We start from the raw sequence: 26,006 nt of genomic DNA on the forward strand, positions 1-26,006 counted from the left end.
GGCTCAGCCACGCAATGTACGGTGCGGCCGCGGCCGCCATCGACGCCGACGAGGGACCATTCCATGTGGTTCTCAGCTCCGCGACGACAGATCCGTAAGACGCTGCCGTGGCGCGTAATTCGGCCGCTAATCCGTCCCAGCCGGCCGCAGCGGCCAACAAGGGTGCCGGTCCGGGACCTGAGTAGATCCTGCCGGAGTTGATCTCCGGAGGCAACGCTCCGAATTCCATTTCTTTCCTCCGCATCCGGATATGACCAACGTCGGCCCAGCATTGCTACCGCCGGATACCGTTGTCCTTCAACAGCATTCAGCACACTCGGCTGGGCAAACCCCTGGCTGCCGATAGCTTGAATGCTCGTGTGCCCAGAAGACTAGCCAGCTCCGGCGGAAGCAACATCGACCAACAAGAGCCGACTCCGCACGGTCACCACCTCCCAAAGGGCAGTGGCGCGTCCTGGCGACGCGGTCGGCAAAAGCGCCCGTACGCCCCGTCTACCTCGGACGAATCGCGAAGTACCCCGGCGTGAAGGGAGCCAGAATCTTGGAGGAAACGTTGCCAGATGAAACAGTTTTCATCAGTAAAAATCTCGCCGTCAAATAATTCGAATGGGGCGCTCTGGCTGCGAGCCCATTCGCCGGCTTCCCGCTCGAACAGTGACGACCTTGCGTCGCCGTCGAATGTTGGCTTGCCTCAAAGTTTCCAGCGCCTGAGCTGCATCTCCATGTGCTGCACCGCACGACTATCGCTACGTCGGCCGTACCGCGGACCAAGCGATGACACGCATGGCCAGCTCCGCCATACCCGCAATGATCAGTTTGTCCGGCGGGCCGGCTTTGAGGCTCCCGCAGCCTTTTTCGACAACTCGTCGCGAGATGGCACGGTCTGTTCGATGTGGTCGTCGACGCAACCGACAAAGGCCTGGCATGCGGCGGAGCGCTTATCAGGGCGCGGTGCCACGAGGTTTACTCGGCGGTACATGTCAGCACCGGCGACCGGCCGCAATGCCAGTCCCGAATCGGCGTTAGCGCGCGTGCGCGCAACGGATTCGGGCAGCAACGCGACACCCAGGTCTTTGCGCACGAAATGAGTGACCTCATCGACACGCGTCACTTCGAAAGCCACACGCCGGGTTACGTTGGCGAAGCCGCGGTCGGTTTCGTGTCGCAGACCGTAGCCAGGGGGAAAGTCGATGAACGGTAATGCGGCCAGCGCAGTTATCGACACCGATGATTTTTTTGTCAGCGGATGGTGAGCGGGCATGACGGCGACGAGCGGTTCGCTGAACAGATGGGTGAACGTCAAGACACCGCCGGTGCCGGATACGTTGGAGCCCACGATTGCCACGTCCAGTTTCCGGTCGCGGACCGACTCGATCAGCACGTCACTGCCACCGCTGCGCAACGTCACGCTGACGTCGGGATAGTGCGAGTGAAAGGTCGCCATCAGGGTGGCCACATCGAGGCTTTCGGATGGGATCTCCATCATCCCGACCGTGAGCCGGCCAACGACCGTGCCGCCGAGAGCTTGTGCGTCAACGGCGATCTGGTCAATGCCGGCAACCACTTGGCGCACCAGCGGCATCAGCGCCTCGCCGGCGGGGGTCAGCGAGACCGAGCGAGTAGTCCGTTCGAACAGCCGTAAGCCGATTTCACTTTCGAACCGACCGACCTGCTGACTCAAGGCTGATGGCACGACGAACATCGCCTCGGCCGCCTTCGTGAAACTATTCGCCTCGGCCAACGCCACGACGTAGCGCAATTGCTGCAGGTTCACAATCCTTCATCTTTCGTGATTAATCACATCATATCTATTCACTGGACTAGTGGATGCGTTGCCTTCAGGATCAAGGGCATGTCCGCGGATCCGTCGTCACCGGCTGCCTTGGCGGCTGCCCGCATCGTGGTGCGTCCGCAGTCAGCGTTGGCCGGCAATGACTGCTCGGTGGCGGCGGTGCGCGACGAAATCACCGAACAGTTTGACCGCCTTGCGTTTCTGGGGAAGTTGCGTTGCTCCCATGGCCGGGTGATCGCGGGTTCTCTCGAGGAGTTGGTGTTCACCTACACCGTCGGGGGATCCGGCATTGCCGACAGCGGTTGGCTGAAGCTGTGCTTCCGCTACTACTCGGATTGGGATCTGCAGACAACGTCGCCGGACGCCCGCGACTTCGCGACCGCCCGCTTGGTGAGTCGGTCCCTGATCGGCGGGGCCTCCGAGGACAGTGCGGCGACGGTGCGGCAACTGGCCGCGAGATACGACGTCAAAGGCGGTGAGCGGCCATTTCAGAAGTCGCTGCTGATTCACGTCGTGGACGGGTACCTGCGCCCCGGTGATGTGATCGAAATCCGCTGCGGCGACCGTCGTTTCGGTGGACCCGGCACGCGCGTGCAGACTTTCGTCGAAGACGAGTTCGAGGTCCACCTGTTCGTCGACCCGCTGGGCACTTCGCGCATGGCTCACGCTGATGTGCATCGAATTGCTGTCGTACCAGGTGCACCCGAACGAGTCGTCGTGCACGGTCCTCGCATTGTGCGCAGCGAGGCGCCGGCGGTGCACCTGCACGCCCACCTGCAAGACCGTTGGGGCAACACCTGTTCCGACATTGCCGCGACGATGCATGCGCTCATCGACGGTGTCGTCGTGGACAGCGCCCGTACGCCTGCGAAGGGGTGGTCCAAGGCGTCGCTCCGCGTGCCGCCGGCCGCCGCCCGCATCGACGTTACCGCCGAGACAAGCACCGCCGTGCTTCAGAGCGCTGAGACCGTGATCGATGTCGTCGACGATTTCCCGTCGCCGCGGGCGTACTTCTGCGACCTGCACGTTCATTCCAACGACACCGTGGGCACGCAGGACACCGACTGGAATCTGCACTACGCGCGCGATATCGCCGCGCTCGACGTACTTGGCTATACCGCCAACGACTTTCAGATCACCGACGACACGTGGGACGACGTCGTCAGGGCCTGCCGGCAGATCGCCGAGGACGGCGCATTCGTCTGCTACCCCGGAGTGGAGTGGTGCGGCACCGCCGGCGCCGGCGGTGACCACAATGTCGTATTCCTGGGTGAGGACACCACCTTGGCCCGCTCGCTGGAATGGCATCAGCGCATGGCCACCGCGGTACCCACGCCGCAGAACTGGCCGGTGACCCAGTTGTACGCCGCCTACGAGAAGGACCCGGAGTCGTATCTCTTGATCCCGCACGTGGGCGGGCGACGAGCGATCCTGGACTGGCATCACCCCGAGCTCGAGCGGCTGATCGAGGTGCACTCCGCCTGGGGGAGTAGCCCATGGTTCTTCGAAGACGCCCTGGCGCGCGGCCTACGCCTCGGGGCGAGCGCCGCGAGCGATGAACACCGCGGACGGCCGGGTGCCGGGGCACCGGGAGCCAACATCTTCGGCGGCTTCGGCGGGCTCACCGGCGTCCTCGCGACGACCCTTTCCGCCGCAGACGTCGGTCGTTCGTTGCGCGCCCGCCGCACCTGGGCCACAACCGGTGCGCGCGCGGTCGCCCTGCTGCGCAGCGGTGAGAACTGGATGGGTGACGAGTTCGCCACTGATGCCGCCGAACTGACCGCCGGGTACGCCCTGTATGGCACGGCGGGATGGGATGACGTCACGGTCTACGACAGCGCCGGTTTGCTCTGGCGTCGTGACCTGCACGCCGAGACGGGCCTTTCGCCCAACCTGGTTCGCATCAGCTGGGGTGGGGCTCGGCACCGTGACCGCTACCGCTGGGCCACCTGGTCAGGCCGGCTACGTATCGACGGCACCGCCGTCGAAGACGTAACCCCGTGGGCGAACACGCATCCCGAGCAGATCATCGATGTAGACGGATCGGCCGTGGCCTGGGATACCACAACTTACGGGTCGGATATCGGCATCGTGGTACGGCTCACCGACCTCACCCGCGCGCGATTCGAGGTCGATGCGACGGTGCAGGAAGACGGCCTACGCGCCCAGGCGAGCCTTTCCGGGGCAGAGCTCATCGCCGAAGGTCATCGGGACATCGCCGTCGGCGGTCTCAATCTGCGTGTCCGCCTCGAACGCATCGCCGACCCGAAGGCACTGCCGAACACCGTCGCCGGCGAACTCAACCTGCAGCTGCCTGGGGGCGACAGCGCAATATATGTGCGCGGCAAGCAATTCGATGGGCATCAGGTTTGGACAAGCCCGCTGTTCGTGACCCGATCCGTAGGCACCCCGTAGTGACCCGACTTCGAACCGGTCTCACCCGCCGCCTCCACATCGACTTGCGGCGCATTACCTGCGCGGCTTGTCCGGCTCCCACGGCCGTCTGACACGCGCACCGCCGCGTCATCAGAACTCACCGTTTCAGCGGTACGGCAGCAACTCTCGTTGCCAGCCTCGGCCCAATCCGCCAGTTCTCATCCATTTCGATTCGAGGAAACCATGTCACTGCACCGATCCGGCAGCAAGCTCATCGCGCTGATCGCCGCGTCAGCGACCGTCGCCGCGCTGTCCGGGTGCTCAAGCCAGGGCGCGTCGCCGACTGCCTCCGCCGTATCGCTGCGCCTGGGCTATCTGCCGCGCATCACGCACGCCTCGGCACTGGTGGCTGTCCACGACGGCTTCTTCACCAAGCAACTCGGACCCCAAGTCAATTTCACCGCAAAACCTTTCAGTCGAGGCACCGAGGAAGTGACCGCGCTGCTGTCGGGCCAACTTGACGCCGCCTACGTCGGCCCCAATCCCGCCTTCAACGCCTGGCAGAAGTCGGGAGGGAAAGCGATCAAGATCATCTCCGGCGCGGCCAGCGGAGGTACCTCGATGGTCGTCAAACCCGACATCAAGACGGCCGCAGACCTCAAAGGCAAGACCGTCGCGGACCCCGCGCTCGGCGGCACCCAGGACGTCAGCCTCCGCGACTGGCTCGCCCACAACGGTTTGAAGACGAATATCCAAGGAGGGGGCGATGTTTCGGTCAAACCGACCAGCCCGGAATCGGCCATCGTGCAACAATTCCTCACCGACCAAATCGCCGGCGCCATCGACTCCGCGCCTTTTGATGTGCAGATGATCAAGGCCGGTGGGGTGCGACTGTGGTCGGACCCGAACACCATCACCGTCCTGGTTGTCCGCCAAGAATTCCTTGCGGCCCATCCTGACGCGGTCGAAGGACTGCTGCGCGCCCAGGCCGAGGCGACCGAACGGATCGCCACTGACCGCAGTGGCGCGGCGCAATCGGCCAATGCCGCTCTGGCGAAAGATCTCGGCAAGGGGCTCGAACCGGACGTACTCGCGGCCTCCTTCGAGGAAACCACCTACACCAACGATCCCGGAATGGCCTCACTGCGCGACCAGGTCGCCAAGGCCGTGTCCATAGGGCTGCTGAAGCCACTCGATATCAGCGGCCTGTACGAACCGGGACCGCTCAACAAAGTGCTCGCCGAGCCGGCAAGCCCCAGGTGACCCGTGATCCACTACGTTCAGTCCGATCACCTCACCGGTTCGCGGCCCGAAGCCAACCCACAATCGCTACGCGCCGTGCGGCTCACGGACGTGAGCAAGCAGTACGGTCGGGGCCCCTCGGCCGTCACAGCCCTCGATCGCATCACCTTGACGGTGAACGCCGGTGAATTCGTCTGCGTTGTAGGAGCATCCGGCTGCGGTAAGAGCTCACTGCTGTCGCTGATCGCCGGGATGGACCAACCGTCCACCGGCGAGCTCAGCACCGATGGGCAACGGGTTGCCTTGATGTTCCAGGAACCGGCGCTGTTCCCATGGCTGACGTCGGCCGCCAACGTCGAGTTGGCCTCGCGGGCGCGCTCGGTGCCACGCCCGGAACGCCGCCGACGGACTACTCACTTGTTGCAAACGGTCGCCTTGGCTGACTTCGCCGACAAGCGTCCTCATCAGCTGTCCGGCGGCATGCAGCAGCGCGTCGCATTGGCGCGTGCGCTCGCCCAAGATGCCGACGTCTTGCTGATGGACGAGCCGTTCGGGGCGCTGGATGCCCTGACCCGTGATCGCCTGCACGAAGAGCTCGAGCGCATCGTCGACGAACGCGGGCTGACCGTTGTGTTTGTTACGCACAACGTTCGCGAGGCAGTGCGACTCGCCGACCGTGTCGTATTGCTCAGTCCGCGGCCCGGTCGCATCGTCGACGAGTTCGCGGTCCCGGTGGGGCGCCACCACAGAGTCCACCACCCGGCCGTCGCCGAATTGGCCTCCCGCATCTCCACCCAGCTACGGAACGAGGGAAACCGTGGCGGTGCTTGACAGCGATCTCTCTGCCAAGAGTCACCGACCTGCGCTGACGCCCCAAGCGCCGCACCAGAACCGAGTTCGGATCAAATCGGTGCTGGCGGCCGTACGGGCGAAAGTCTTTGCCGTCGCGACGGTTCTGCTGATCTGGCAGCTCGTCTACCTCAGTGGCTGGAAGCCGTCCTTCGTGCTGCCCGGCCCGGGAACCGTCGCAGCCAACCTCTGGCAGCGCCTGCATGAAGCCGTGCTTTGGGACGCGATCGGGATCACGATGTGCCGGGCGCTGGCCGGCTTCGCGCTGGCATTGCTCATCGGGTCGCTCCTCGGCGCGGTGATCGCACAAAACCGACTGCTGCGCATGGCCTTCGGGCCGGTGATCACCGGTCTGCAGACCATGCCGGCCATCGCCTGGTTTCCCTTCGCCATCATCTTCTTCGGGCTGCACACGTCGGCGATCCTGTTCGTCGTCGTCATCGGCGCCGCGCCGTCGGTGGCCACCGGGGTGCTCGCCGGAGCCCGCCAAATCCCGCCGCTGCAACTGCGAGTGGCGAAAAACCTGGGATTGCACGGGTTCGGGCTATACCGGCATGTGATTCTGCCCGCCTCGCTACCGATGTTCGTCAGCGGTCTGCGGCAGGGGTGGGCGTTCGCCTGGCGTAGCTTGATGGCCGGCGAATTGGTGGTGCTGATCAGCGACACCGCGTCGATCGGAGTGCTGTTGGAAAACGCTCAGAACCTCAGCGATATGCCGTCGGCGATTGCCGTCATGATCGTGATCCTTCTGATCGGCATCGCCATCGACGCCGTCTTCGACGCGGCCGATCAGCGTATCCGCCGGTATTGGGGACTGATCGAGACCAATGCTGAATGACTCGACCATCCACTCAGACAAGGAGCCTCATGTCGGAGGACTGCCACGATCATCGCGTGCCGGACAACGCCTTTCGTCTTTGGGCATTCGGTGATGCGCACGTCGGGACAGACAAGCGCTTCGGAAGACAGAGCCTCGCCGAGGCGATCACGCATTCGGAGTCCGGCGGATCCGAAGGTGGGCCGCCGTTCGAGTGGGATATCGCCGTCGACGTCGGCGACATGTCCGGGGCCCATCACCATCTCCCCGACGACGCCGAGGGATCCGAACTTCGCCGCCAGTTCGCGAGCCTGCGTCGCCACCGACGCGAGGCCATTTACAGCGTCTGCGGCAATCACGACCGCAGCGGCCTACACGAGCCCGAGGCATGGTGGTGGCAGAAGTGGGTGGATCCCCTTGGACAGCACACCGAATTCTCCGGAGTCGACGCCAACGCGCGACCTTATCCAGTCGAGGGCGAGTGGGACCACTATTCCTTCCGGGTGGGCAACCTCTTGTTCCTCATGCTCAGCGACCGCAACGAACCCACCCAGACCGTGGGGCGGGGCCCGCTCGGCGGCAACCCGGGCGGCGTCGTCAGCGGCAAAGCCTTCCGCTGGTGGAAACACATGGTGCTGACCAATCCCGACTCGATCATCATCGTCGTCCACCATTACGTCCTCAAGGACACCACCGTGGCCTCCGGGGAGTGGGAAGGCGTTCGCAAAGGGCCCGACGGGCAGCTGCTGGAGCACTACCACCGCCCCTTCGAACTCGGAACCCCACACGCGGCGTCCTATCTGTACTGGGTGGACAGCAAACCAGACTCCGGGGCGTTCGAAGACTTCCTCAATGAACATCCCGGCCGCGTCCACCTGTGGATCGCCGGGCACACCCACACCCACCCCGACGACAACTATGGCGGTAAAACCCACATCGAACAACGCTGGGGCACATGGTTTCTCAACGTCGCGTCACTGAGTCGCCACCATATGCCCATCACCACACTTCCGATCAGCAGGCTGCTCACCTTCACGCCCGGCAGCGCCGAGGTGCGTGTCCAGTGCTACCTGCACACCAGCCAATACGCACGCCAAGGCTGGTATCCGAAGGCCGAACGCAGCCTCACGCTCGATAAGGCATTCGTGGCGCCGACGACCTACTCGCATGAGCGGACAGGCGCATCGCGCTCGGCCGTCGTTAGGTGACGCGCCTGAAGTGAGTGATCAGTGAGTCTCGGTGAGCTGCCACCGGAAATCCATTCCGGCCGACTGCATTCAGGTCCCGGCTCGGCCTCGATGAGCCTGGCGGCTGAGGCGTGGGACGAAACGGCGGCGCAATTGTACGACGTCGCGGAGAGCTATCGCTCGGTGGCGTCGATGCTATTCCAGGCACGGCAGGACCGCGCGTCGATGGCGGTCGCCGGGGCGGTGGTGTCCTATACCCCATGGCTCAATGCCGTTGCCGCACGGGCGCAACAGGCCGCGCGACAAGCGAAAGCATCCGTCGACGCCTTCGAGGCCGCGTTAGCATCGGTGGTGCCGCCGTCGGGGATCGACGCCAACCGCGCGCTGCGGATGGCGCTCGTGACGGCGAATTCCCTGGCCCAAAATGGCCCGGCAATCGCGGACACAGACGCTGCCTACGAACGGATGTGGGCCCAGAACGTCGACGCCATGTACGCCTATGCCGCAGCCTCTGAAGCCTCGTCAGCTCTGACGCCCTTCGACTCGCCGCCTACCGCGGGATCCGGCCAGCACGCTCCCGCGATCGCCGAAACCGCGTGGAGCCTGATCGCCGCGCCGCAAGTCGTATCCGCTGGCGGCCACGTGATGCCCGTGATTCCTCGAGCGCTGCGGGCACTGTCCCGTTCGCCGATCACGACAGTCGACGCATGCCTGTCCGCAGTGACGTCACCGCTGTCAAAACTGGGTTCACTATCCGCTCCCACCGACTTCGCGATAAACCACCTGAATTCGCTTAACAAGACAGCGTCATTGAGTAGGGCCGCGGCGTTGTCGCCACTCCCGAGCCAAGCCGGTGGCGCTACCGCCTCGGCAACCGCGCGGTCAGGTCGCTCGAGCTCGGTGGGGGCACTGTCGGTGCCGCAATCCTGGGCGACAGCCGCGATGCCCGGCCGCAGTGATGTCGAAACATCGGACAGTGACTATCTGTTGATCGACCCGTCCAATCTACTGTGGTGACCGGGCATCAGGCGCCTAAAGACGTTGCGCAGCAAAATCCGCGCCCTGGTCGACCATGCCGTTCGCCGCGTACATGGTGTGCGCGATGCCGGGCGGTCCCGGAGGGGCACCATTGCAGATGGTGTCATCGGTGGCGCACAACTGAATGGTCTTGTTCGCGTATAGCGGACCGATCGTGATGGGCGGGGCGCCGGCACCGCGCAGGAACTCGTTGGACGGTGTTCCGAAGAGGACCACCGCGGCCACGTGATCAGCGACCGCCCGCGGCAGCGGCTGCGGCACGTAGGACACGAATTCTTGTGGTACTTCCTTGGGCACGGCAGGGGAGGTGACGAACCCGGCCACGGCGGCGCCTTGCGAATACCCGCCGAGCACCGTTTTGGTGTTGGGGCAGTTTGACGCCGTGGATTCGATATGGCCGCCCGCGTCCTTGATTCCGTCCACAAAGGTTCGGGCGAAGGCGATGCCTCCGTTGAAGTCGCCGCTCGCCTCGTAGTTGACCGGGGAAACACCCACCGACTTGCCGCCGACTCGTGACCTGAGCGCATCGACGAACGCCTGACCGACCCCGCCGACACCGGGTGGTTCGCCGGTGCCGCGGGCAAAGACCACGTCGACGTCGGGACACGGCTCGGCGGAGGCCGCCGGGACGGGCGCGCTCAACAGCGCCGCCGAGGCTGTTGCTACCGCAGTAGCGAGAAAACGAATGGATCGTAGCGAGCTCATGCCTGCGAGTGCCCAGACGCCATTCACCCGAAACAGGCAATTGTTCGGCAATAGCGGTCCGAGGTTCTGGAAACCGCTGAGGCCCGCGCGTGATTGCGCCCGGCGGGCGCGGCGCTCATGGTCATCTTGCGGACCGTTCGAGGCGCAGCACGGCGATGTCATCGGTAAACCCGCCGTATGGCTGGGCCAGCTTTTGGGCACTGTCGATGAGCGCGTCGACGAATTTTGCGCCCGACAGATGTGCGTGGGAACGGGCCAGTGCGAGCAGGCCGTCCTCGTCCAGGGATTGACTGCTGTTGCTCGAAAACCCTTGAAAGAGTCCGTCGGTCACCAACACCAGACCATGACCATCCGGCAGTTTTAGGTCGTGTTGTGGCCAGTCGTCGGCGCGTAGACCCAGCGCTGGGCCGGCCGGAGGCATGATCCATTCCACGGTGCCGCCGCCGTGTAACAACACCCCGGGATGCCCGGCACGGATCGCTTTGAGATGGCCGTAGGGGGAGATTTGCAGGGTGAGCGCCGTGGCGCAGATCCCTGAGCCGGTTCGTTCCGAACGCAGCACCCGCTCGAGGTGGTGCATTCTCGTCACTTCGTGCACGCTGGCGAGGGTGAGCGCACGAAACGCGATCCGCAATGCCGCACCCAGTGGCGCCTCGTGGGGGCCGTGCTCGGCGACCTCACCGATCAGGACATGCACGGTGCGGTCAGCTGTTTGGACGACGTCATAGAAATCTCCGCACAGCAGCGCGTCCTCGCGGCTGGGCCGGTACCGCGCGATGACGTCGACGCCCGGGTTGTCCAGCAACAGCGGCGAGGCCAACAGGCCCCGTTCGAGGATGGCGTTCTCCCGGGCCCGCAGTTGGGTGGCATGCAGGTCGACGGCCATCAACTCAGCGCGCTTGCGTTCGATCGCGTACAGGAGCGCACGGCGCAACATGTCGGGTCGGACGCGACCCTTGACCAGGAAGTCCTGGGCGCCGGCCGCCACCGCCGAAGCTCCGAAATCCTCATCGTTCAGCCCCGTCAGCACAATGATCGGCACGGTGGCATCACGTTGGATGATGCGGTCGAGAGCGTCCATTCCGCTGGCGTCTGGCAGGTGCAGGTCCAGCAGCACGCAGTCGGGCCGGGCCGAGGCCAACTCGACCTCGGCGTGTGCCATCGACTGCGCCCACACCACCTGTATGCCGCTGACGGCCTCATCGATGAGGTCTTCCACGAGTAGCGCGTCGGCGCGATCGTCCTCGATCAGCAGCACGGACAAGGACGTGGCGGTGGCGGCCCATGTCAACCGTGGTTCTTCGCGAGACCCGTCGTGCGTAGTTGGGAGGCCGACCACTCTAGATCTCGCCCGTGGCCCTGTTGCTGTGACGTTTCACGGTTGCGGCGGCGACGTCGACGAGTTTGATGTTGGCCTCTTGGGAGACGCGTCGCAACGTGTCGAAGGCCTCGGCTTCGGTCAGGTCGTTGAGCGCCATGAGCATGCCGATGGCTTTTCCGATTTCGCGGTTGCTGGCAAGGCCGCGTTGCAATGTCGCTGCGTCCTCACCTTGAGCTACGGCGTTGGCGGCGACGCCGGCGAAAGCGGCCAACAGGATTGCGCGTTCGACGGCCACCGTGTCGAAGGCATTAGGGCTGTCGGAGAACAGGTTTAGCGCACCGACTTTGTGGGGCCCGACAAGCAGGCGAAAGCCCATGATTCCGTGCACCGGTGTTTCGGTGAGGACCCGGGCGGCCAGAGCGGGCCACTGACTGCCGGCGCGGAGATCCGGATCGATTTGCGGGGTTTCCTCCGAGATGGCATCCAGACACGGACCCTCGCCGAGCGCTTGCTCGAGCTTGTCGATCTTTCGGGCGACGCTGTCGCTGGCTGCCGCCGTCGTGGCGATGTGGTTGTCGCGCAACATCACGCTGGCATGGTCGCAGCCCGGCACCATGAGTGTGGCTGCGATGCAAATCGCCGCGTAAATCTCTGCGGGCGTTGAGCCTTGGTAGACGATGTCGGCTAAACCGGTAAATACCGTGGTGGGCTCGGCACGCGACGGCGGCGGTGATGGCGATGCCCCCATATCGGGGATTTCCTTACGGTCTGGCATCCTGAACCCGCGTCTTCGTCCCCAGGTTCATCCCGCAGATCCCGCGTAGGTGATCTGGTCGCCGGAGGGGGTGGTCGCTTGCGTTGCGCTGTGGGGCGGTGCTGGCTGCAATTCCACGTTCGTCAGGTGAAGCACGCCGAGCAGCCGGGTGGGGATTCGTTGGCCGGTCCGCAGGATCACAGTGCGGCCGTCGGTGCGCGCGTAGTGATCGAGGGTGTACAGCTGCTGGTGACTGATGAACTCTAGGTCTTGCGCGTCGATGATCAGTGGGTCATCGTCGAGCAGCGACCAAATGCGTTGCAATGCGGCGGTGTAGAGCCCGTCACTGTGTAAGTCGATGTTTCCGGTTAGCGCGAATGTTGCCTGCGGTGTGGGGTGCAGCCGGAAACGCGGCGCACGCTCACCGACATCGGGGTGAAGGCAAATGAGCTCGTCGGCGGCTGGCAGCTGGTGGGTGTCGTAGGCGCACAGCGCCGAGAAGGGGAGCCCTGCCATCGTGCGGGAGAGGAGAAACTCAAAATGCGACAGCGCGGCTCGTTGGTCGGGCCGCTGGGCCAGCGTCGTAGCGTCGACGACCACACGAAAGCCGTTGTAACCATTTTGGATTGCGCGATCGAGGGCCGCGACGCTGATGGCTACTGCGGTATGCGGGTCCACAATGTCGGTGCCGTCTAAGACCGCGTAGAACTTCGATGCTGGTGTCACGCCGACACCGCCGGCCTTAAGCCGGTCGGCGATACCGGGCAGCTCTGTCACTTCCGCCCACAATTGCTCGCGGCTACCGTGCCCGACGAATTCGGTCCAGTAATCGTGAGCGAGCCCCTCGGCGATGTACTGCGCAGCGCGGGCGTGGAAGTCCGTGCGGTCCTGGAACTTCCAGCCGAGATGCTCGAACGACGCCAGGCCAGCAGCCGGGGCCACCACTGCTGCTTGTGGCTGCGTGCAGAGCCAATCCTGATCCCGCGCCATCAGGCGGTGGGGTTTCCAGACCAGTCACCCGGCGCGGGTGGGGTATTAGGCTCTGGTCCCGGTACCGGGGAGTTGTCGGCACCTTGATTGAGCCGGCCGGCGGCGAAATTTGCGCCCTGGTCAATCATGCTGCTGTTGTCTGCATAGGTGTTGTGCGCGGCGAAATTGAGACCGTCAGAGCACACTGGGTCCTCGGGAACGCACACTTTGATGGTCTTGGCCGCATACGTCGGTCCGATGACCACCGGTGGCTGGCCCAGGAAGTTCATGGCCCGCACATTGGGCATTCCGAACAGCACCACCGCGGCAACATGGTCGGCCACATCAGGTGCTAATGGTTTCGGCACGGTGGCGGGATCAACGCCATCGGGCACCGCATCCGAGGTGACAAATCCCATCACGGCCGCGCCCTGGGAATAGCCTCCGAGCACCATCTTGGTCCTGGGGCATCCGTTAGCCGTGGAAACCACATGAGCGCCAGCGTCTTTGATGCCCTCGAGGCCGGTGTCCCACTGGTCGCTGGCGGGGTAGTTGACCGGGTACACATCGAACGACTTGGCGGGCACCCTCGAGCGCATAGCGTCAACGAACGCCTGTCCCGTCGGGCCCACGCCCGGTGGCTCACCCGTACCGCGCGCGAACACCACCTCCACATCGGGACATCCCCGGGCAACGGCGAGGGGAACCGCGGCAGACGGCAGCACCGATGCCAGCGCAATACCTAAAAATCCAGCGACCAAATGCACGCGCACGTTTCGTATTCCTCGTCGTTTCGGGCCTGACCGGAACGCAGTGCATCGTTAGGCCGCAACGAACAGAGTCGCGTTGCTGGTTGCTGACGAGCACGCCGTGTCGTTTACAGCGTAAACAGCGCGGCTTACGTTGTAAACAGGTGGGCGCGATTGGTCGGCTATCGCCGGGCGGCGCCCGTACTAGCGACGGGCCACCAGAACTTCGATCCGGTCGAGCAACGACTCGAGTCCTTCTTCGAACTCTGCCGTGCTGTGATCCTCCGACAACATCGGTTGTAGCCGCTGCAGGCACGGGTAGCCCGTGAGATGCCGTCGCGGCGGCTCGCCGTCGAGAATGGCCTCATCCGGGTGTAGTTCGGCGCCGTGGGCGTGCACTTCCAAAAGCAACTGACCCAGTAGGAACGTGGTGTAGGCGCGGTATGCGGCCACCGCCGCATCGTCGTCGAAGCCGTAGGAAAACAGCGTCTCGAGGAAGGTTTCCATCCATCGCAGGCTGCGCAGCGGCGGGCGGACCCATGGCGCTTCGGGCGCATGCGTGGCCAACAGCGGGAATATCTGGGGGTGTTCAAGTGCAATTTGGCGCACCCCGTGCGCCAGGCGTACCAAGTAGTCCTGCCAGCCGTCCTCTTGACGACGGGCCGCGAGTTGTTCGGCGTGTAGGCGATCAACGATGCGGTCAATGATGCCGGTGAGCAGGTCACCACGGCTGTGAACGTGGCGGTACAGCGCCATCGCCTCCACGCCGCAGGCCGCCCCCAACCGACGCATCGTCAGCTGCGGCAGACCGTCGCGGTCAACGAGCGCGATGGCGGTATCCAAAACCACTTCGCGAGTCAGCCGTGCGCCCCGGGGGGCATCCTCCCCATCACCTGACGTCAGCAACTGCTGGTCGGCATCGGCTATGTCGCGCTGGGTGCGGTCGCGGCCTTCACCATTCACCGAATCGCCTCCTACGTTGGATCGGTGACGTGTCATCAAAGATTCGGCCTGTACAAGTGGCGTTTGTCGACCAGATGCGGCGAGATGATCACCTCGGTAATTCTTTCTATCGCCGACTCTACAACTGCTGCCGATCGCAATACGGCGAATTGCCGGCATCTCAGTAGATAAGGAAGCCAGTCCGACAGCGATTCCTGCGATGAGGTGCGCTCGGCGCCCGTTTGCCCTCGAAGGCCGCGACGCTCCGCCGGCCGACACGAGGTTTTCCCGCCCGGTGACTCGGCAGATTCGAGTCCGGGCCGCTCCTGCTGCGGCGGGTCGCCCGTAGTGCGCGCCAAATCTTCAGTCCCACAGTCGGATTCGTGCCACCAGCGATCAACGTCGACGAACGCCAGGCGCGCTAAACGTTCTTAGCCGCTACAGAGTCGCGTCCCAGCGATAGAGTCTTCTCGTGCGCGTGGACCGCGAGCGAGTCTTCGCCGCTATCGCGAACGAGCGGCGCGAGATCGCGACACTGATCGAGGGGCTGGACGATACCCAGCTGGCAACGCCAAGCCTGTGTGCCGGCTGGGACGTCAAGACGGTGGCCGCCCATCTCGCCTGCTCTGTCGCTGACGGATTCTCGCCCGCCATGACGATGGCTCTGCGCCGCGGCAGCCTGGACCGCGCGATCGATGAGCTCGCGCGCCGTCGTGCGCAGTTGCCGGCCGCCGAGATCGTTGCCACCCTGCGTGAGTGCGCCGATTACCCCTTGAGCCCCCCGGTGATCGGGCCGGTCGCCCCCTTCACCGATATCTTGATTCACGGCGGCGACATCAGGATTCCGCTCAGCCTTCCGTTTGATCCCGATCCCGAACACGTCGGGCTTGCGCTGGATTTCCTGACCGGGCCGTGGCCCCTTGGCTTTGTGCGGCCGGGCCGACTGCGGGGCATCTCGTTGCACGCCACCGACATTGATCGTTCCTGGCGCAAGGGAGCCGAAATCCGCGGTCGTGCGTCGGCCTTGATGATGGCCGTCAGCGGCCGCACCGCGCTGCTGGACACACTCGATGGGCCGGGACTACCTCTACTGCGCCAACGGCTGCTGCCCTCTTGACGGTCGGAACATTCATTCAGCCAGCGACCCATCGCTCTAAAGCGGCCAGCGATGCGACCAGGTAATCCTCAGTAAAAATGGGCATCTCGCCAACGCGTTCTCGGAAGTGCTGCGGCGTGCCGCTCCAGTCGTAAGTGAGGGTGACGTCCGTGCGGTGGCCGTTCGGGGCGAGGTCGTAACGCCAGAACCACCCGCCGGGCACATGATTGCCGGCGTCGTCGAGCACGCCCGGCATCCACCCGATGACACGGTTCTCGTCGAACACGTTGACCAGATTGTGCGTGACGTAGTCACCTCCCGCCCGGGTGAGGTACATGTTCATCGCGAACATTTGTCCCGCACCGGTGATCGGCGCGGGGTCCACGGGGTCGCGGACCCAGTCGGTGGGCTCGGTGTCCTGGTGGCGCGATGGATCGGCGAGGACAGCGAAGATCTCGGCCGGGGCCGCGGCGATGGTACGGGTGACGACGTAACGTTCCTCGCGGGCGCTCACGCGTTGTCCTCGTCTGTCTTTCGTCCGTAGGCGGCTGCGATAGCGGGGGAGTCGAGCCACCCCGAGTAGGTGGGCCGCGAGGGCCAACCTTCGGGCGAATCGAGCCATTCCTCCTGGCGGCCCCACGGCAGCACGTCGATCAATGCAAATGTGTGGCTGAGTTGCTCGGTGCCCCGCCCGTTCGTATGCCACGTGCGGTACACGGTGTCGCCGTCGCGTAGGAAGACGTTGACGCCGAAACCGCCGCCGGGCCGCGCATCCATGTCGGAACCGAACGGGCTCTGCGATGACGAGTACCAGTCCATGTGATTGCCAACCTTGCGCTTGTAGGCGAGTGCTTCCTCGATCGGTCCGTTGGTCACGATCACGAACCGGGCGTCGTAGTTGTCGAGAAACTCCAATCGGGTGAATTGCGACGTGAAGCCCGTGCAGCCGCCGCACTGCCATTCCGCGCCGTCCGACCACATGTGGTGGTAGACGATGAGCTGGGACCGACCGTCGAACACGTCGACCAGTCGGATGGGCCCGTCGGCGCCGATGAGAATGTAGTCGGGCAACGCGACCATCGGCAGTCGGCGGCGCTGGGCGGCGATCGCATCCAGTTCGCGGGTGGCGGCCTTCTCGCGTTTGCGCAGTTTGTCGAGCTCGGCGCGCCAGGTTTGGTGATCGACGATCGGCGGCATGGCCGCCGTCTTTTCGGGGGACATGGGATCAACCTTTGCTCTCGATTTGTTCGTCTGGAAGGTCTGACTGCCGGAGGGTCCGGAATTCATCGGTCGGGATCTTGGCCCGCGGGGCGACATCGTCGGCGTCGACCAACATTTGGACGGCCAGTCGATGCCGTCGCTAGCGATGTCACATGTCGGTGCCCTGTCCCGTCTAGCGAATGAGGAACAACAAGCATTGTGGGAGAGGCGGCATGATGAAGCGCTTGAGTGCCATTGCGCGGGCATACCTGATCGCGGTGACGGCTTTGGTCGGGACGGTCACCTTCGGGATCGGGATCTGGTGTGTGCTCGATCCACCCTCATTCGCCCGTGTCGTCGGGTTTGGCGAGCACCAGCACTTTCTGCACGACGTCGGCGCGTTCCAAATCGGTCTGGGAGTCACGCTGCTGCTAGCCCTGATCTGGGCAGACGCTCTGGCTGTCGCACTCGCGGCGTTCATTGTGGCCAACACGGTGCATACCGTGAACCACGTGATGGACCTCGACCTCGGAGGTTCGGCCGCCCAAGCGTGGGCCCTCGGTGCGGTGTCGGTGGCGCTGGTCGCGGCGTTCGTGCTGCGGCTATACCAACTGGGCTACGTCCTGGGGAGCGTTCCCACCGCCACCAACCGGACGTTGGCGCCATTCGTGCGGCAGAAGACAATCCGGCTGATCACTTTTCGCAAGGACGGCACTCCCGGCTCGAGCCCGGTGAGCATCGTGGTGGACGGTGATCGCGCCTACTTTCGGAGCTTCGAGCAAGCGATCAAGATCCGCCGGGTCCGGCGTAACCCGGGCGTCGAATTCGGGCCGTCCACAGGGTCGGGCAAGCCGACGGGACCCGTGCAGCCTGGTGTCGTGCGCTTGCTCGACGGGGACGAGTACCGGGAGGTGGGCCGCCTGCTGCGGCGGAAATATCCCTTCCTGCATGGCGTCCTGGTCCCATCGGCGCACCGGCTGATGCGGTCCAAGTTCGGTCGCACGGTCCACGCGGAACTGACCCCGTCGTCTTGATCCGAGTAGCTCAACCCCACGGTTCCAGATTCGGCAGCGCCGCGCCGGCCGTGACATCCAGCGGCACTGGGCGCCTACCTTCTGTTCGCAGTCCCACACTTGGTCTTCCACGTCACACACCTCGAGAACTTCACGACGGCGGCCGCGGTTGCGCAGACAACGACCCTCGCGATCGCCACGCTGCCGATCGCCTTGCTGATCTCACCCGACGGCGCGACTAAGGGGAATTCAGCGTGGATCGTGGCTAGATTTCATGACGGTTTCGGTTGTGCAAAGGTACTGCAGCGTACCCGCGATGCGAGGCCCACTGTCGCCTATTCGGCTTTAGTGTTGCTGGTATGGCGGGACTGGACAATTGCGTGAAGCGCTGGCGCACAGCGCTTCACGCAGCCGTGTCTGCCTTGATGGTAGTCATCCTCGGACTCGCCATCGCGCCTGTAGCTCATGCGGCTGCGGCCACGGCGACGTTGTCGGTGTCACATTCGTGGCAGAACGGTTTCATCGCCCACTTCGCGGTTACTAACTCGAGCATGGCGCCGCTAAACGATTGGAAGCTCGAATTCGATATGCCGGCTGGAGAATCCGTCTTGCATGCGTGGAACAGCACCATCACTCAGTCCGGCACGCATTATGTTCTCAGCCCCGCGAATTGGAACCGCGTTATTGCGCCCGGCAGTTCGGCCACAGGTGGTTTCAGAGGCGTGCTGAGCGGTGCCTACTCGCCACCGGTGAATTGCGTCCTCAACGGCCAATATCCTTGCACATAGCGGCGTCTGCGCACTGAGGTAGGCTCGACCGCTCCGAGGCCCACCAGCCCCAAACCGGCGCTTCATGCTGTGCAGCGGCGAGTCCGGTACCTCCCGAGACCCAGGGCCAGGGCGACGCTCTACGTAGCCAACAAACTTTGGAGGTAGAGATTGCCACCTACGAAGGGATCGTGGGATCCCGCCACGAGCGTAGGAACCACGGCGACGATGGTGGCCGCGGCGCGAGCCATTGCGACCACAAATGGTGACATCGACGATCCGTACGCGGAGCCCTTGGTCCGCGCAGTCGGCGTGACCTTTCTGACCCGCTGGGCAACCGGTGAGCTGTCCGCGTCGGATGTCGACGTGGAGGGCAGCCCGTGGGGCCTGGCACAGATGCCTGCATCCATCGCGGCACGCACGCGGTACTTCGACGAATTCTTTGCGGATGCGGCCGCGGCGGGCATCCGACAGGCCGTCATTCTCGCCGCGGGCCTGGATACCCGCGCCTACCGATTGGACTGGCCCGTAGGGATGACGGTGTTCGAGATCGATCAACCGGCGGTCATCGAGTTCAAGACAACGACTCTGGCCAGTATCGGCGCCGAACCGAAAGTCGACTTGCGGCCGGTCGCGATCGACCTGCGCGAGGACTGGCCGACGGCGTTGAACGCGGCGGGCTTCGAGCCACACCGACCTTCGGCGTGGATCGCCGAGGGTCTGTTTGGCTACCTGACACCCGAGGCCCAGGACCAACTGCTCGACGCCGTCACCGCGCTCAGCGCGCCAGGCAGTCGACTCGGCACCGAGGCCGTCCCGAATACGGCCGACATGGACCCCGACGCGGCCCGCGAACGCATGCACGCGGCGACCGCCAAGTGGCGCCGGCACGGCTTCGAACCCGACTTCACCGTGATCGAGTTCGAGGGCGAACGCCACGACGTCGGCGCGTATCTTGACGCGCGCGGCTGGACATCGGTCGCGACCCCCATGGGTCGACTGCTCGCGGACCACGAGCTGGGGGCCATCCCACAGACAATCGACAATCGACAAACGATGAACGGTGTCACCTACTACACGTCGACGCTGGGCACAGCGGGATAAATTGGCGACAAGGGCGCCGTCACGTGTGAACTTGAGTATGCCAACATCTTTCGGAGGACTGTGTTGCCGCACTGGTCCGGATCAGGTGACACTTTTCATACGTTTGTGATCGATGCGCATGCGTTCACCACTGGGCGTGGCCCGGTCGAAGTCAGGGTCAGCCTACGGTCAACAGAACCTTTCCAACCGTCTGGGCGGAGTCGAGCAGCTTATGCGCCTCGGCCGCATCGGTGATCGGAACTTCGGCTGCGACGACCGGCGCCACGGCCCCCTCGGCGATCATCGGCCACAGATGCTGCCGCAGCTCGGTGACGATCTCGGCCTTGGAGCCTGGGCCTTGCTCGGGACGCCGACGCAGGTTGGTCGCGTGCACCGATCCCCTTTTGAACAGCAGTGCACCGAGATTCAGTTCCGCGGTGGCACCGCCTTGTAACCCGATGATCGTCAGGTGGCCGTTCTCGGCAAGTGCTTCCAGGTTCTTGGCCAGGTAGCTGCCGCCCATGATGTCGAGAATGACGTTGGCGCCGGGGTACTCGGCGTTGACCACAGCCGGGAAATCCTGTTCGCGGTAGTTGATCAAAGTCTGTGCGCCAAGTTCGCGGCAGCGATCCAACTTGAACTGCGTTCCCGCGGTCACCGCCACTTGAGCGCCCAACGCGCGGCCCACTTGTATTGCGTGCGTGCCGATTCCGCTGCCTCCGCCGTGAATCAGCAACGTCTGGCCCCGCTTGAGGCCCCCGGTCATCACCACGTTGGACCATACCGTCGCGGCGGCTTCCGGCAAGGCTGCCGCAGCAGTGACGCTGATGCCTTGCGGCACCGGCAGCACCTGGGTGGCGGCCACGTTGACTCGTGCGGCGTATCCGCCACCAGCCATTAGCGCACACACCGCGTCGCCGGGAGTCCAATCCTTCACTCCTGCACCGACTTCAGCGATAACACCGGACACCTCGAGTCCGGGGATCTCGCTGGTACCCGGCGGAGGTGGGTACAGGCCCATCCGTTGCATCACATCGGCGCGGTTCACCCCCGCAGCCACCACGTCGATGGCGACTTCCCCAGGGCCCGGCGAGGGAAGGTCGTCGACTTGCGACCATTCCATCACCTCCGGGTCGCCAAAACCGTTGAGTGTTATGGCATACATCCAGATTCTCCTTACCTGTTCTTCGTGGTCATGGTTCGTCGCGTATACAGGGACTTGTTTCGCCGGGCTAAGTAGGCCCGCGGGCTATCGCCCTTCCATCGTTGGAACGCGTGCGAAAAATTGCTGACGTCGGTGTATCCCAGCCGGTTCGACACCTGCTCGACGGTCATGCCGCTTCGGAGTAATTCCGTCCCCAGATGTTGGCGCACTTCGTCGAGCAGCCGGCGGAACGAGGTTCCCTCCGCCTCCAGTTGCCGTCGCAGCGTCCTGGTGCTGGTAACCAGCCGATCCGCCACTTGGGCCAGACTCGGGGGCCGAGTCGGGTTGGCCAGCAACAGATCACGCACCAGACCGGCGCGGCCCGTTCTCGCTTCGCGCTGCTCGAGGAGCATCCGACATTGCTGCTCGGCGAGTTTGGCGGTGTGGGTGCTCGCCTGGGGGAGTGGAACGTGCAACTGTTCCGCACAGAGGGTGACGGAGGTTTCTGCGTGGTCGAATTCAGGAGCCGCACCGAACATCTCTTCATAGAACAGAAGGTCTGGGCCCGGATCTGGGAGAGCGAACGCGATACGGCTCGGTGGTGGCGACGCGCCGAAGATCTCGCGGTACAAGTTCGGGATGGCTGCGGCGTCGCGTTCCAGGACGAACCTGCGCACCGGCGCCGGCACGGAACGGGCATCGATGACGATCGAAAGTTCGTCCCCATGTTGACGTGTTTCGAAGGCGCAGAAAGCGTAGCTGAGTCGCACAAATCGCACGGCGACGTCGATCGCCTCACCCAGGGTCGGGCTGGTGAGGATGGCAAATCCCCACACCCCGAAGGCAGTGACCGGATATCTCGCCGCGACCTGCAGGCCGAGCCCCGGCCGGTCCCCGAGCGCGGAGACTATATTCGCGATCGCCTTGAGTTCTTGTTGTCCGCTGACTTCGGCGGCAGGGCTCCGGACGGCTGCCGGCGTCGTCCTGGTACCAGCGAGACAGTGTTTTGAGGTCAATCCGAGCTCAGCGGCCCAGTCGAGCATCACCACCAGACTCGCGGCCGACCTTTTGGATTGCAGGTCAAGTGTCGTCATCGGGTGCGCACCCGCTGGCGGTATTCGCGGGGGCCGACACCTTTCCAGCGTCGGAAGGCCTGGGTAAAACTTGACGCCTGCGAATAGCCAAGGCGTTCAGCAATTTCCGCGACGGTACGTCCGTCGCTGACGAGCAGTTCCTCGGCGAGCGCCTCACGTACCTCTTCCTGCAATACGCGCAACGACACCCCTTCGAGAGCGAGGTGCCGTCGAAGCGTCCGTGAGCTGACCGTCAAGTGCCGCGCGGCGTCGTCGAGCGACAGCGCCGGCGACGGGTTCGCCAACATCAGGTCGCGCAGCAGGCCCGCGACGCCGGCACGTGCGGACCTTTGCCGCAGCAGTTCGACGGCGTGCTTCTCTGCCATCGAGCGGGCGTACTGATTCGCCTGCGGCAGCGGCTTGGCCAGCGACTCCCGGTCGGCGATGAGGCAGTTCTGCGGTGCATCGAACTCGGGCTCGAGCCCGAACACCTCGATGTATTTCTGCACCACTTCCTCTGCTGGCCGTGTCATCGTGTAGGCAACCCGCAGTTCGACATCAGGCGCCATGAGCAGGTCGCGTTGCAAGGTCTGAATCCCGACGCTGTCGCGTTCGACCGCGAACGCGCGTAAATCGACGGGCAGGGCCGAAGGGTCCAGAATCAACCGGACGGCATCTCCCTCCGGGTCGGCGGCGGCGCTGAGTCGGCACAGGCAGAAGCTCAGTGCGGCCAGTGACATGCCGACCGACATCGCATCTCCCAATGTCTCAGAGCTCATGAGCGCCAACCCCCAGATCCCGGGTGATGCGGCATGGCACCGCACGCCGGCCTCGACGCCCAACCCGGGGACGTCAGGAAGTGCGCCGAGGATGTTGCTGATGATCTGGAGTTCGTCACGAAGGCGGACCTGGACGTCGAGGTCATCGAGTGCTTCCCGAGCCAGCGGTGTGCCGCGCAGTGCGTCGGTGTGCGGCATTCCATGCTCTGCCGCCAGGTCGACGAGCAGCGCCGCACCTGCGGGTGAGCGCAGAACATCGTGCGTACTCACATCGACCCCACCTGGGCGTAGCTGGCTGATTGCTCTCATCATGCGCTAGCCCGGCCGCACACAACAGGTGATGGATGGCCAACTAGTTGTGAGAAGTGGCCAGCTCGGTGGCGCCCAGGACTTTCGGTGGAATCCTGGGTGGATGACCAAGAGCATTCTCAACGTCGTCTCCAACGTCGCCCATTACGACGACCCCGCCGAGCCGACCGGGCTGTGGCTTTCCGAGCTGACGCACGCCTATGAGATCTTCGCCGAAGCGGGTTACCAACAGACCATCGCCAGCCCGAAAGGCGGCACTTCACCGCTGGAGCCGCGTTCGTTGAAGTTCCCCAGTTTCGGCAAGAGCGCCAAGGCGTGGAAGGCCGACGATACGAAGATGGCGCTGCTGGCCAGCACCGCCTCACCCGATGAGATCGACTCGACGAATTATGACGCGATCTACTTCACCGGCGGTCACGCGGTCATGTACGACTTCCCGGACAGCGAAGGCCTGCAACGCATCACGCGCGAGATCTTCGAGCGCGGGGGAGTCGTGTCCTCGGTCTGCCACGGCTACTGCGGCCTACTCAACACCAGGCTGTCGGACGAATCCCTCTTGGTTGCGGGGCGCAAGCTCACCGGGTTCGCCTGGTCGGAGGAGGTCCTGGCCCGGGTCAACAAGCTGGTGCCCTACAACGCCGAGGCGGAAATCAAGAAGCGCGGCGCCCTTTACAACAAGGGGCTGATTCCCTTTGCCCCGCACGTCGTCGTCGACGGGCGGCTGGTCACGGGCCAGAATCCGGGATCGGCCAAGGCTACGGCCAAGAAGGTCGTCTCCGTGCTGGAGGGCTAACCGGCAACTCAGACCTGCACCAGACCGGCGCCGGCACAACCGGTGACGAGTTCGTCGAGACCGAAGGCGTCAACCGGACCAACAACCCCGGGTGTGATACCGGCCCCGGAGGCGAGTTGGTGTGCAGCCCAGGCCATCAGCTCACCGGTCAACGAGTAGGGGCTGGGTCCTTCCAGGTGAACCTCCGCGACGGCCTCACCCGACGCGGCGCGTGCCACCGCGACGACGTGACTGAGCGTGCGGGCCCGCTCGGCCGTATCGGGACCGCCGCTGCCGCCGACCGTGCGCGCCGCCAGCGCCTCGACTAGGTTGCGGCCGTAGGGAAGTCTCGCGGTGGTGTTCGCCAGTGTCGACACAAGTTGGATCGCGCGGCTCAGCTGTGGAAACCAGCCGTTGTAGACCGTCACCGAGTCAAGTCGGGGCAGCTGCGAGGGCAGGAAGAGCACCTCGGTGCCCGAGACCAGAAACGCCTTCTTGCGCGTCGTGCGCACCGGGAATTCGCGGACCTGGCGCGCGGTGGTTTCGTTGACGAGCTGCCCGTGCCGCCACACCGGCGCGGGCAGGATCAGCCCCTCGGCCATGGTCTTCCGGGTGCCCTGGCTCAGCCCGTTGCGCAGCGAGCCGATGGCAAAATAGCCGACCTCGATCGCGCGGACCGCCGAACCGCCGGCTCGTGCGGCGAGCGCACCGGCAAGCACGCCCGGAACGTAGTCATAGCCGAACGCCGGTGCGATCACGGCTCCCGCCTCGCGGGCCCGAGCGTCGTGACGCTCCCGCAGCGTACGAACGAAGCCGACCTCACCGGTGGAATCCACGTAGTGGGCGCCGGCATCGACCGCCGCCTGCGCGACGGGGTGGCCGAACTGTTCGAATGGACCGACGGTCGTGACCAGGACGTCGCCCGCGGCGACCAGGGCCCGGACACTGGCGGGGTCGCTGACATCGGCAACCCGGTATTCCAGTCCGCCGAATCCTTCGGCCAGTCTGGTCAGACGTTCGGCTCCCCGTCCGGCCAACACTGGCCGAATCCCGCGCCGCACGAGGGCGCCGATCACCAGTCCACCGGTGTACCCGGTGGCCCCGAAGACGACGATCCGGTTGGTCATGAATTGGCCCTTTCGGTCCGCGAGTTCACAACGTCGTCAGCTCCGCAGCTCGCAGATCACCACGGGTATCTCACGACTGGTCCGCGTTTGGTAATCCGCATACCCCTTGTACGCCGCAACAATCTTCGGCCACAACTCGGCCCTCTCTTGCGCGGTTGCGGTGCGGGCGTGAATCTTTCGGCGGGTACCATCGATCACCAGCTCGGTGTCGGGATGCGCCTGAAGATTCCGGTACCAGTCGGGGTTGCGGTCGTCGCCACCCTTCGACGCGACGAGGACAACCCGATCCAAATCGTGAATGGGCGTCGTCAGGTAGCAGGACCGGGGCAGCCCAGACTTGCGCCCAGTCGTATGGAGCTCGACCACCGGCATCCCAAACGGCTTGGCCAACAGCCTGTTCCCGCTAACCGTGAGGATCAACCGGTGCATGCGGTTCATCAGCCTGGCTCCGGTGTCTTTCAGGGCGTAACTGCTCACCATAAAGTTCCTGTCTCGAATGATGTTGCTGTGAATAAAGGGCTCTATCCACTTTTGGGCGGGCACTTCGCACGCAGACCGACGGACAATGTGGTTGGGTCGGATCCGATTCTTGCCGAGATCTTTTTCGAACGGCATCTTCATGGCCACTAGTCACAACTTGTTGGCCATTCATCACCTGTGGATCTGCCTGGGACGTACATAGTCTTAGCGTTGGGGGTCGATACCCACCGAACGGCTACCGACCCATACAAGGACGAGGTCAACGACAATGGCAACGCAACTCACCGAGGTCGAATTCGCTGGACAGACCGTCGAGGTGCCGAAGGGTGGGTACTACGACCGATATCGCTCGAATCCCGACCTCGACGAGGTGGCACAAGACCCCGCCGCCGGAAACATCGACTGGTTCCGACGGATCCCGA

General features: G+C 64.4%; 26 protein-coding genes. 11 read left to right on the forward strand and 15 right to left on the reverse strand.

Annotated elements, in window-relative coordinates:
• Positions 1-229: PPE domain-containing protein (locus tag JF781_RS23930; RefSeq protein WP_225341315.1), on the reverse strand; the 229-nt coding region annotated here is incomplete at its 3' end.
• Positions 230-811: 582 nt separating this feature from the next.
• Positions 812-1,774: a LysR family transcriptional regulator gene (locus JF781_RS23935; protein ID WP_225328909.1), complete on the reverse strand. Its 963-nt coding sequence runs from the start codon at positions 1,772-1,774 to the stop codon at positions 812-814.
• A 78-nt stretch (positions 1,775-1,852) separates the two neighbouring features.
• On the opposite strand from JF781_RS23935, the gene JF781_RS23940 reads away from it, so the two are divergent.
• The 6 genes from JF781_RS23940 to JF781_RS23965 all read left to right on the forward strand — a co-directional run bounded on the left by JF781_RS23940 (position 1,853) and on the right by JF781_RS23965 (position 9,280).
• A complete protein-coding gene (locus JF781_RS23940) occupies positions 1,853-4,207 on the forward strand; it encodes a hypothetical protein (protein ID WP_225328910.1) in 2,355 nt (784 codons plus the stop codon).
• Positions 4,208-4,411: 204 nt separating this feature from the next.
• Positions 4,412-5,431: an ABC transporter substrate-binding protein gene (locus JF781_RS23945; protein ID WP_225328911.1), complete on the forward strand. Its 1,020-nt coding sequence runs from the start codon at positions 4,412-4,414 to the stop codon at positions 5,429-5,431.
• A 75-nt stretch (positions 5,432-5,506) separates the two neighbouring features.
• Positions 5,507-6,241 (forward strand): ABC transporter ATP-binding protein, encoded by a 735-nt coding sequence (locus tag JF781_RS23950; protein ID WP_308011571.1) that lies wholly within the window; start codon positions 5,507-5,509, stop codon positions 6,239-6,241.
• Positions 6,242-6,275: 34 nt separating this feature from the next.
• Positions 6,276-7,097, forward strand: coding sequence for an ABC transporter permease (locus JF781_RS23955; protein ID WP_308011572.1), 822 nt, complete (start codon positions 6,276-6,278; stop codon positions 7,095-7,097).
• 29 nt (positions 7,098-7,126) lie between these two features.
• Complete coding sequence (locus JF781_RS23960) at positions 7,127-8,284, forward strand: metallophosphoesterase (protein WP_225328914.1); 1,158 nt, start codon at positions 7,127-7,129, stop codon at positions 8,282-8,284.
• A 21-nt stretch (positions 8,285-8,305) separates the two neighbouring features.
• On the forward strand, positions 8,306-9,280 hold the full coding sequence (locus tag JF781_RS23965) for a PPE family protein (RefSeq protein WP_225328915.1): 975 nt from the start codon (positions 8,306-8,308) through the stop codon (positions 9,278-9,280).
• Positions 9,281-9,295: 15 nt separating this feature from the next.
• On the opposite strand, the gene JF781_RS23970 is transcribed toward JF781_RS23965, so the two are convergent.
• From JF781_RS23970 to JF781_RS23995, 6 genes are all read right to left on the reverse strand, one after another.
• Complete coding sequence (locus JF781_RS23970) at positions 9,296-10,006, reverse strand: cutinase family protein (RefSeq protein ID WP_225328916.1); 711 nt, start codon at positions 10,004-10,006, stop codon at positions 9,296-9,298.
• 121 nt (positions 10,007-10,127) lie between these two features.
• Positions 10,128-11,297 carry a PP2C family protein-serine/threonine phosphatase gene (locus JF781_RS23975; RefSeq protein ID WP_374109760.1) on the reverse strand — a complete coding sequence of 390 codons (1,170 nt, stop codon included), beginning with the start codon at positions 11,295-11,297 and terminating at the stop codon, positions 10,128-10,130.
• Positions 11,298-11,346: 49 nt separating this feature from the next.
• Positions 11,347-12,102, reverse strand: a complete 756-nt coding sequence (locus tag JF781_RS23980; RefSeq protein WP_225328917.1) for a GAF and ANTAR domain-containing protein — start codon at positions 12,100-12,102, stop codon at positions 11,347-11,349.
• 27 nt (positions 12,103-12,129) lie between these two features.
• Positions 12,130-13,071 carry an MEDS domain-containing protein gene (locus JF781_RS23985; protein WP_225328918.1) on the reverse strand — a complete coding sequence of 314 codons (942 nt, stop codon included), beginning with the start codon at positions 13,069-13,071 and terminating at the stop codon, positions 12,130-12,132.
• Positions 13,071-13,817 (reverse strand): cutinase family protein, encoded by a 747-nt coding sequence (locus JF781_RS23990; protein WP_308011573.1) that lies wholly within the window; start codon positions 13,815-13,817, stop codon positions 13,071-13,073. Before JF781_RS23990 ends, JF781_RS23985 begins: the two co-directional genes overlap by 1 nt.
• 186 nt (positions 13,818-14,003) lie before the next feature.
• Positions 14,004-14,762 carry a TetR/AcrR family transcriptional regulator C-terminal domain-containing protein gene (locus JF781_RS23995; protein WP_225328934.1) on the reverse strand — a complete coding sequence of 253 codons (759 nt, stop codon included), beginning with the start codon at positions 14,760-14,762 and terminating at the stop codon, positions 14,004-14,006.
• Positions 14,763-15,219: 457 nt separating this feature from the next.
• Between JF781_RS23995 and JF781_RS24000 the strand changes: the two genes are divergently transcribed.
• Positions 15,220-15,858, forward strand: a complete 639-nt coding sequence (locus JF781_RS24000; RefSeq protein ID WP_225328935.1) for a maleylpyruvate isomerase family mycothiol-dependent enzyme — start codon at positions 15,220-15,222, stop codon at positions 15,856-15,858.
• Between the two features lie 16 nt (positions 15,859-15,874).
• Here JF781_RS24000 and JF781_RS24005 read toward each other — a convergent pair whose 3' ends face one another.
• Complete coding sequence (locus JF781_RS24005) at positions 15,875-16,351, reverse strand: ATPase (RefSeq protein WP_225328919.1); 477 nt, start codon at positions 16,349-16,351, stop codon at positions 15,875-15,877.
• Positions 16,348-17,058: a DUF899 family protein gene (locus JF781_RS24010; RefSeq protein ID WP_225328920.1), complete on the reverse strand. Its 711-nt coding sequence runs from the start codon at positions 17,056-17,058 to the stop codon at positions 16,348-16,350. The genes JF781_RS24005 and JF781_RS24010 overlap by 4 nt, the downstream gene beginning before the upstream one ends.
• 212 nt (positions 17,059-17,270) lie before the next feature.
• Here JF781_RS24010 and JF781_RS24015 point away from each other — a divergent pair, with 212 nt between their 5' ends.
• From JF781_RS24015 to JF781_RS24025, 3 genes are all read left to right on the forward strand, one after another.
• Positions 17,271-18,071, forward strand: coding sequence for a PPOX class F420-dependent oxidoreductase (locus JF781_RS24015; RefSeq protein ID WP_308011569.1), 801 nt, complete (start codon positions 17,271-17,273; stop codon positions 18,069-18,071).
• Positions 18,072-18,409: 338 nt separating this feature from the next.
• The gene (locus JF781_RS24020; RefSeq protein ID WP_225328922.1) at positions 18,410-18,838 is read left to right on the forward strand and encodes a cellulose-binding domain-containing protein; all 429 of its coding nucleotides are present in this window, start codon (positions 18,410-18,412) and stop codon (positions 18,836-18,838) included.
• A gap of 150 nt (positions 18,839-18,988) precedes the next feature.
• Positions 18,989-19,921 (forward strand): SAM-dependent methyltransferase, encoded by a 933-nt coding sequence (locus tag JF781_RS24025; RefSeq protein WP_374109762.1) that lies wholly within the window; start codon positions 18,989-18,991, stop codon positions 19,919-19,921.
• Between the two features lie 157 nt (positions 19,922-20,078).
• Here the strand turns inward: JF781_RS24025 and JF781_RS24030 are convergent, their stop codons facing one another.
• From JF781_RS24030 to JF781_RS24040, 3 genes are read right to left on the reverse strand one after another with little or no spacing between them, the layout of a single operon-like run.
• Entirely contained in the window at positions 20,079-21,065 is a 987-nt protein-coding gene (locus JF781_RS24030; protein WP_225328924.1) for an NAD(P)H-quinone oxidoreductase, read from the reverse strand.
• 11 nt (positions 21,066-21,076) lie between these two features.
• Positions 21,077-22,138, reverse strand: a complete 1,062-nt coding sequence (locus JF781_RS24035) for an AraC family transcriptional regulator (protein ID WP_225328925.1) — start codon at positions 22,136-22,138, stop codon at positions 21,077-21,079.
• Positions 22,135-23,208: an AraC family transcriptional regulator gene (locus JF781_RS24040; protein WP_225341318.1), complete on the reverse strand. Its 1,074-nt coding sequence runs from the start codon at positions 23,206-23,208 to the stop codon at positions 22,135-22,137. Before JF781_RS24040 ends, JF781_RS24035 begins: the two co-directional genes overlap by 4 nt.
• A 100-nt stretch (positions 23,209-23,308) precedes the next feature.
• Between JF781_RS24040 and JF781_RS24045 the strand changes: the two genes are divergently transcribed.
• On the forward strand, positions 23,309-23,998 hold the full coding sequence (locus tag JF781_RS24045; protein WP_225328927.1) for a type 1 glutamine amidotransferase domain-containing protein: 690 nt from the start codon (positions 23,309-23,311) through the stop codon (positions 23,996-23,998).
• An 8-nt stretch (positions 23,999-24,006) separates the two neighbouring features.
• On the opposite strand, the gene JF781_RS24050 is transcribed toward JF781_RS24045, so the two are convergent.
• On the reverse strand, positions 24,007-25,104 hold the full coding sequence (locus JF781_RS24050; protein WP_225328928.1) for a trans-acting enoyl reductase family protein: 1,098 nt from the start codon (positions 25,102-25,104) through the stop codon (positions 24,007-24,009).
• A gap of 36 nt (positions 25,105-25,140) precedes the next feature.
• Positions 25,141-25,584 (reverse strand): nitroreductase family deazaflavin-dependent oxidoreductase, encoded by a 444-nt coding sequence (locus JF781_RS24055; RefSeq protein ID WP_225328936.1) that lies wholly within the window; start codon positions 25,582-25,584, stop codon positions 25,141-25,143.
• Positions 25,585-26,006 lie beyond the last annotated feature (422 nt).

Origin of the sequence: Mycobacterium sp. WUMAC-067 (genome assembly GCF_020217485.1) — a bacterium.
Lineage (GTDB): Bacteria > Actinomycetota > Actinomycetes > Mycobacteriales > Mycobacteriaceae > Mycobacterium.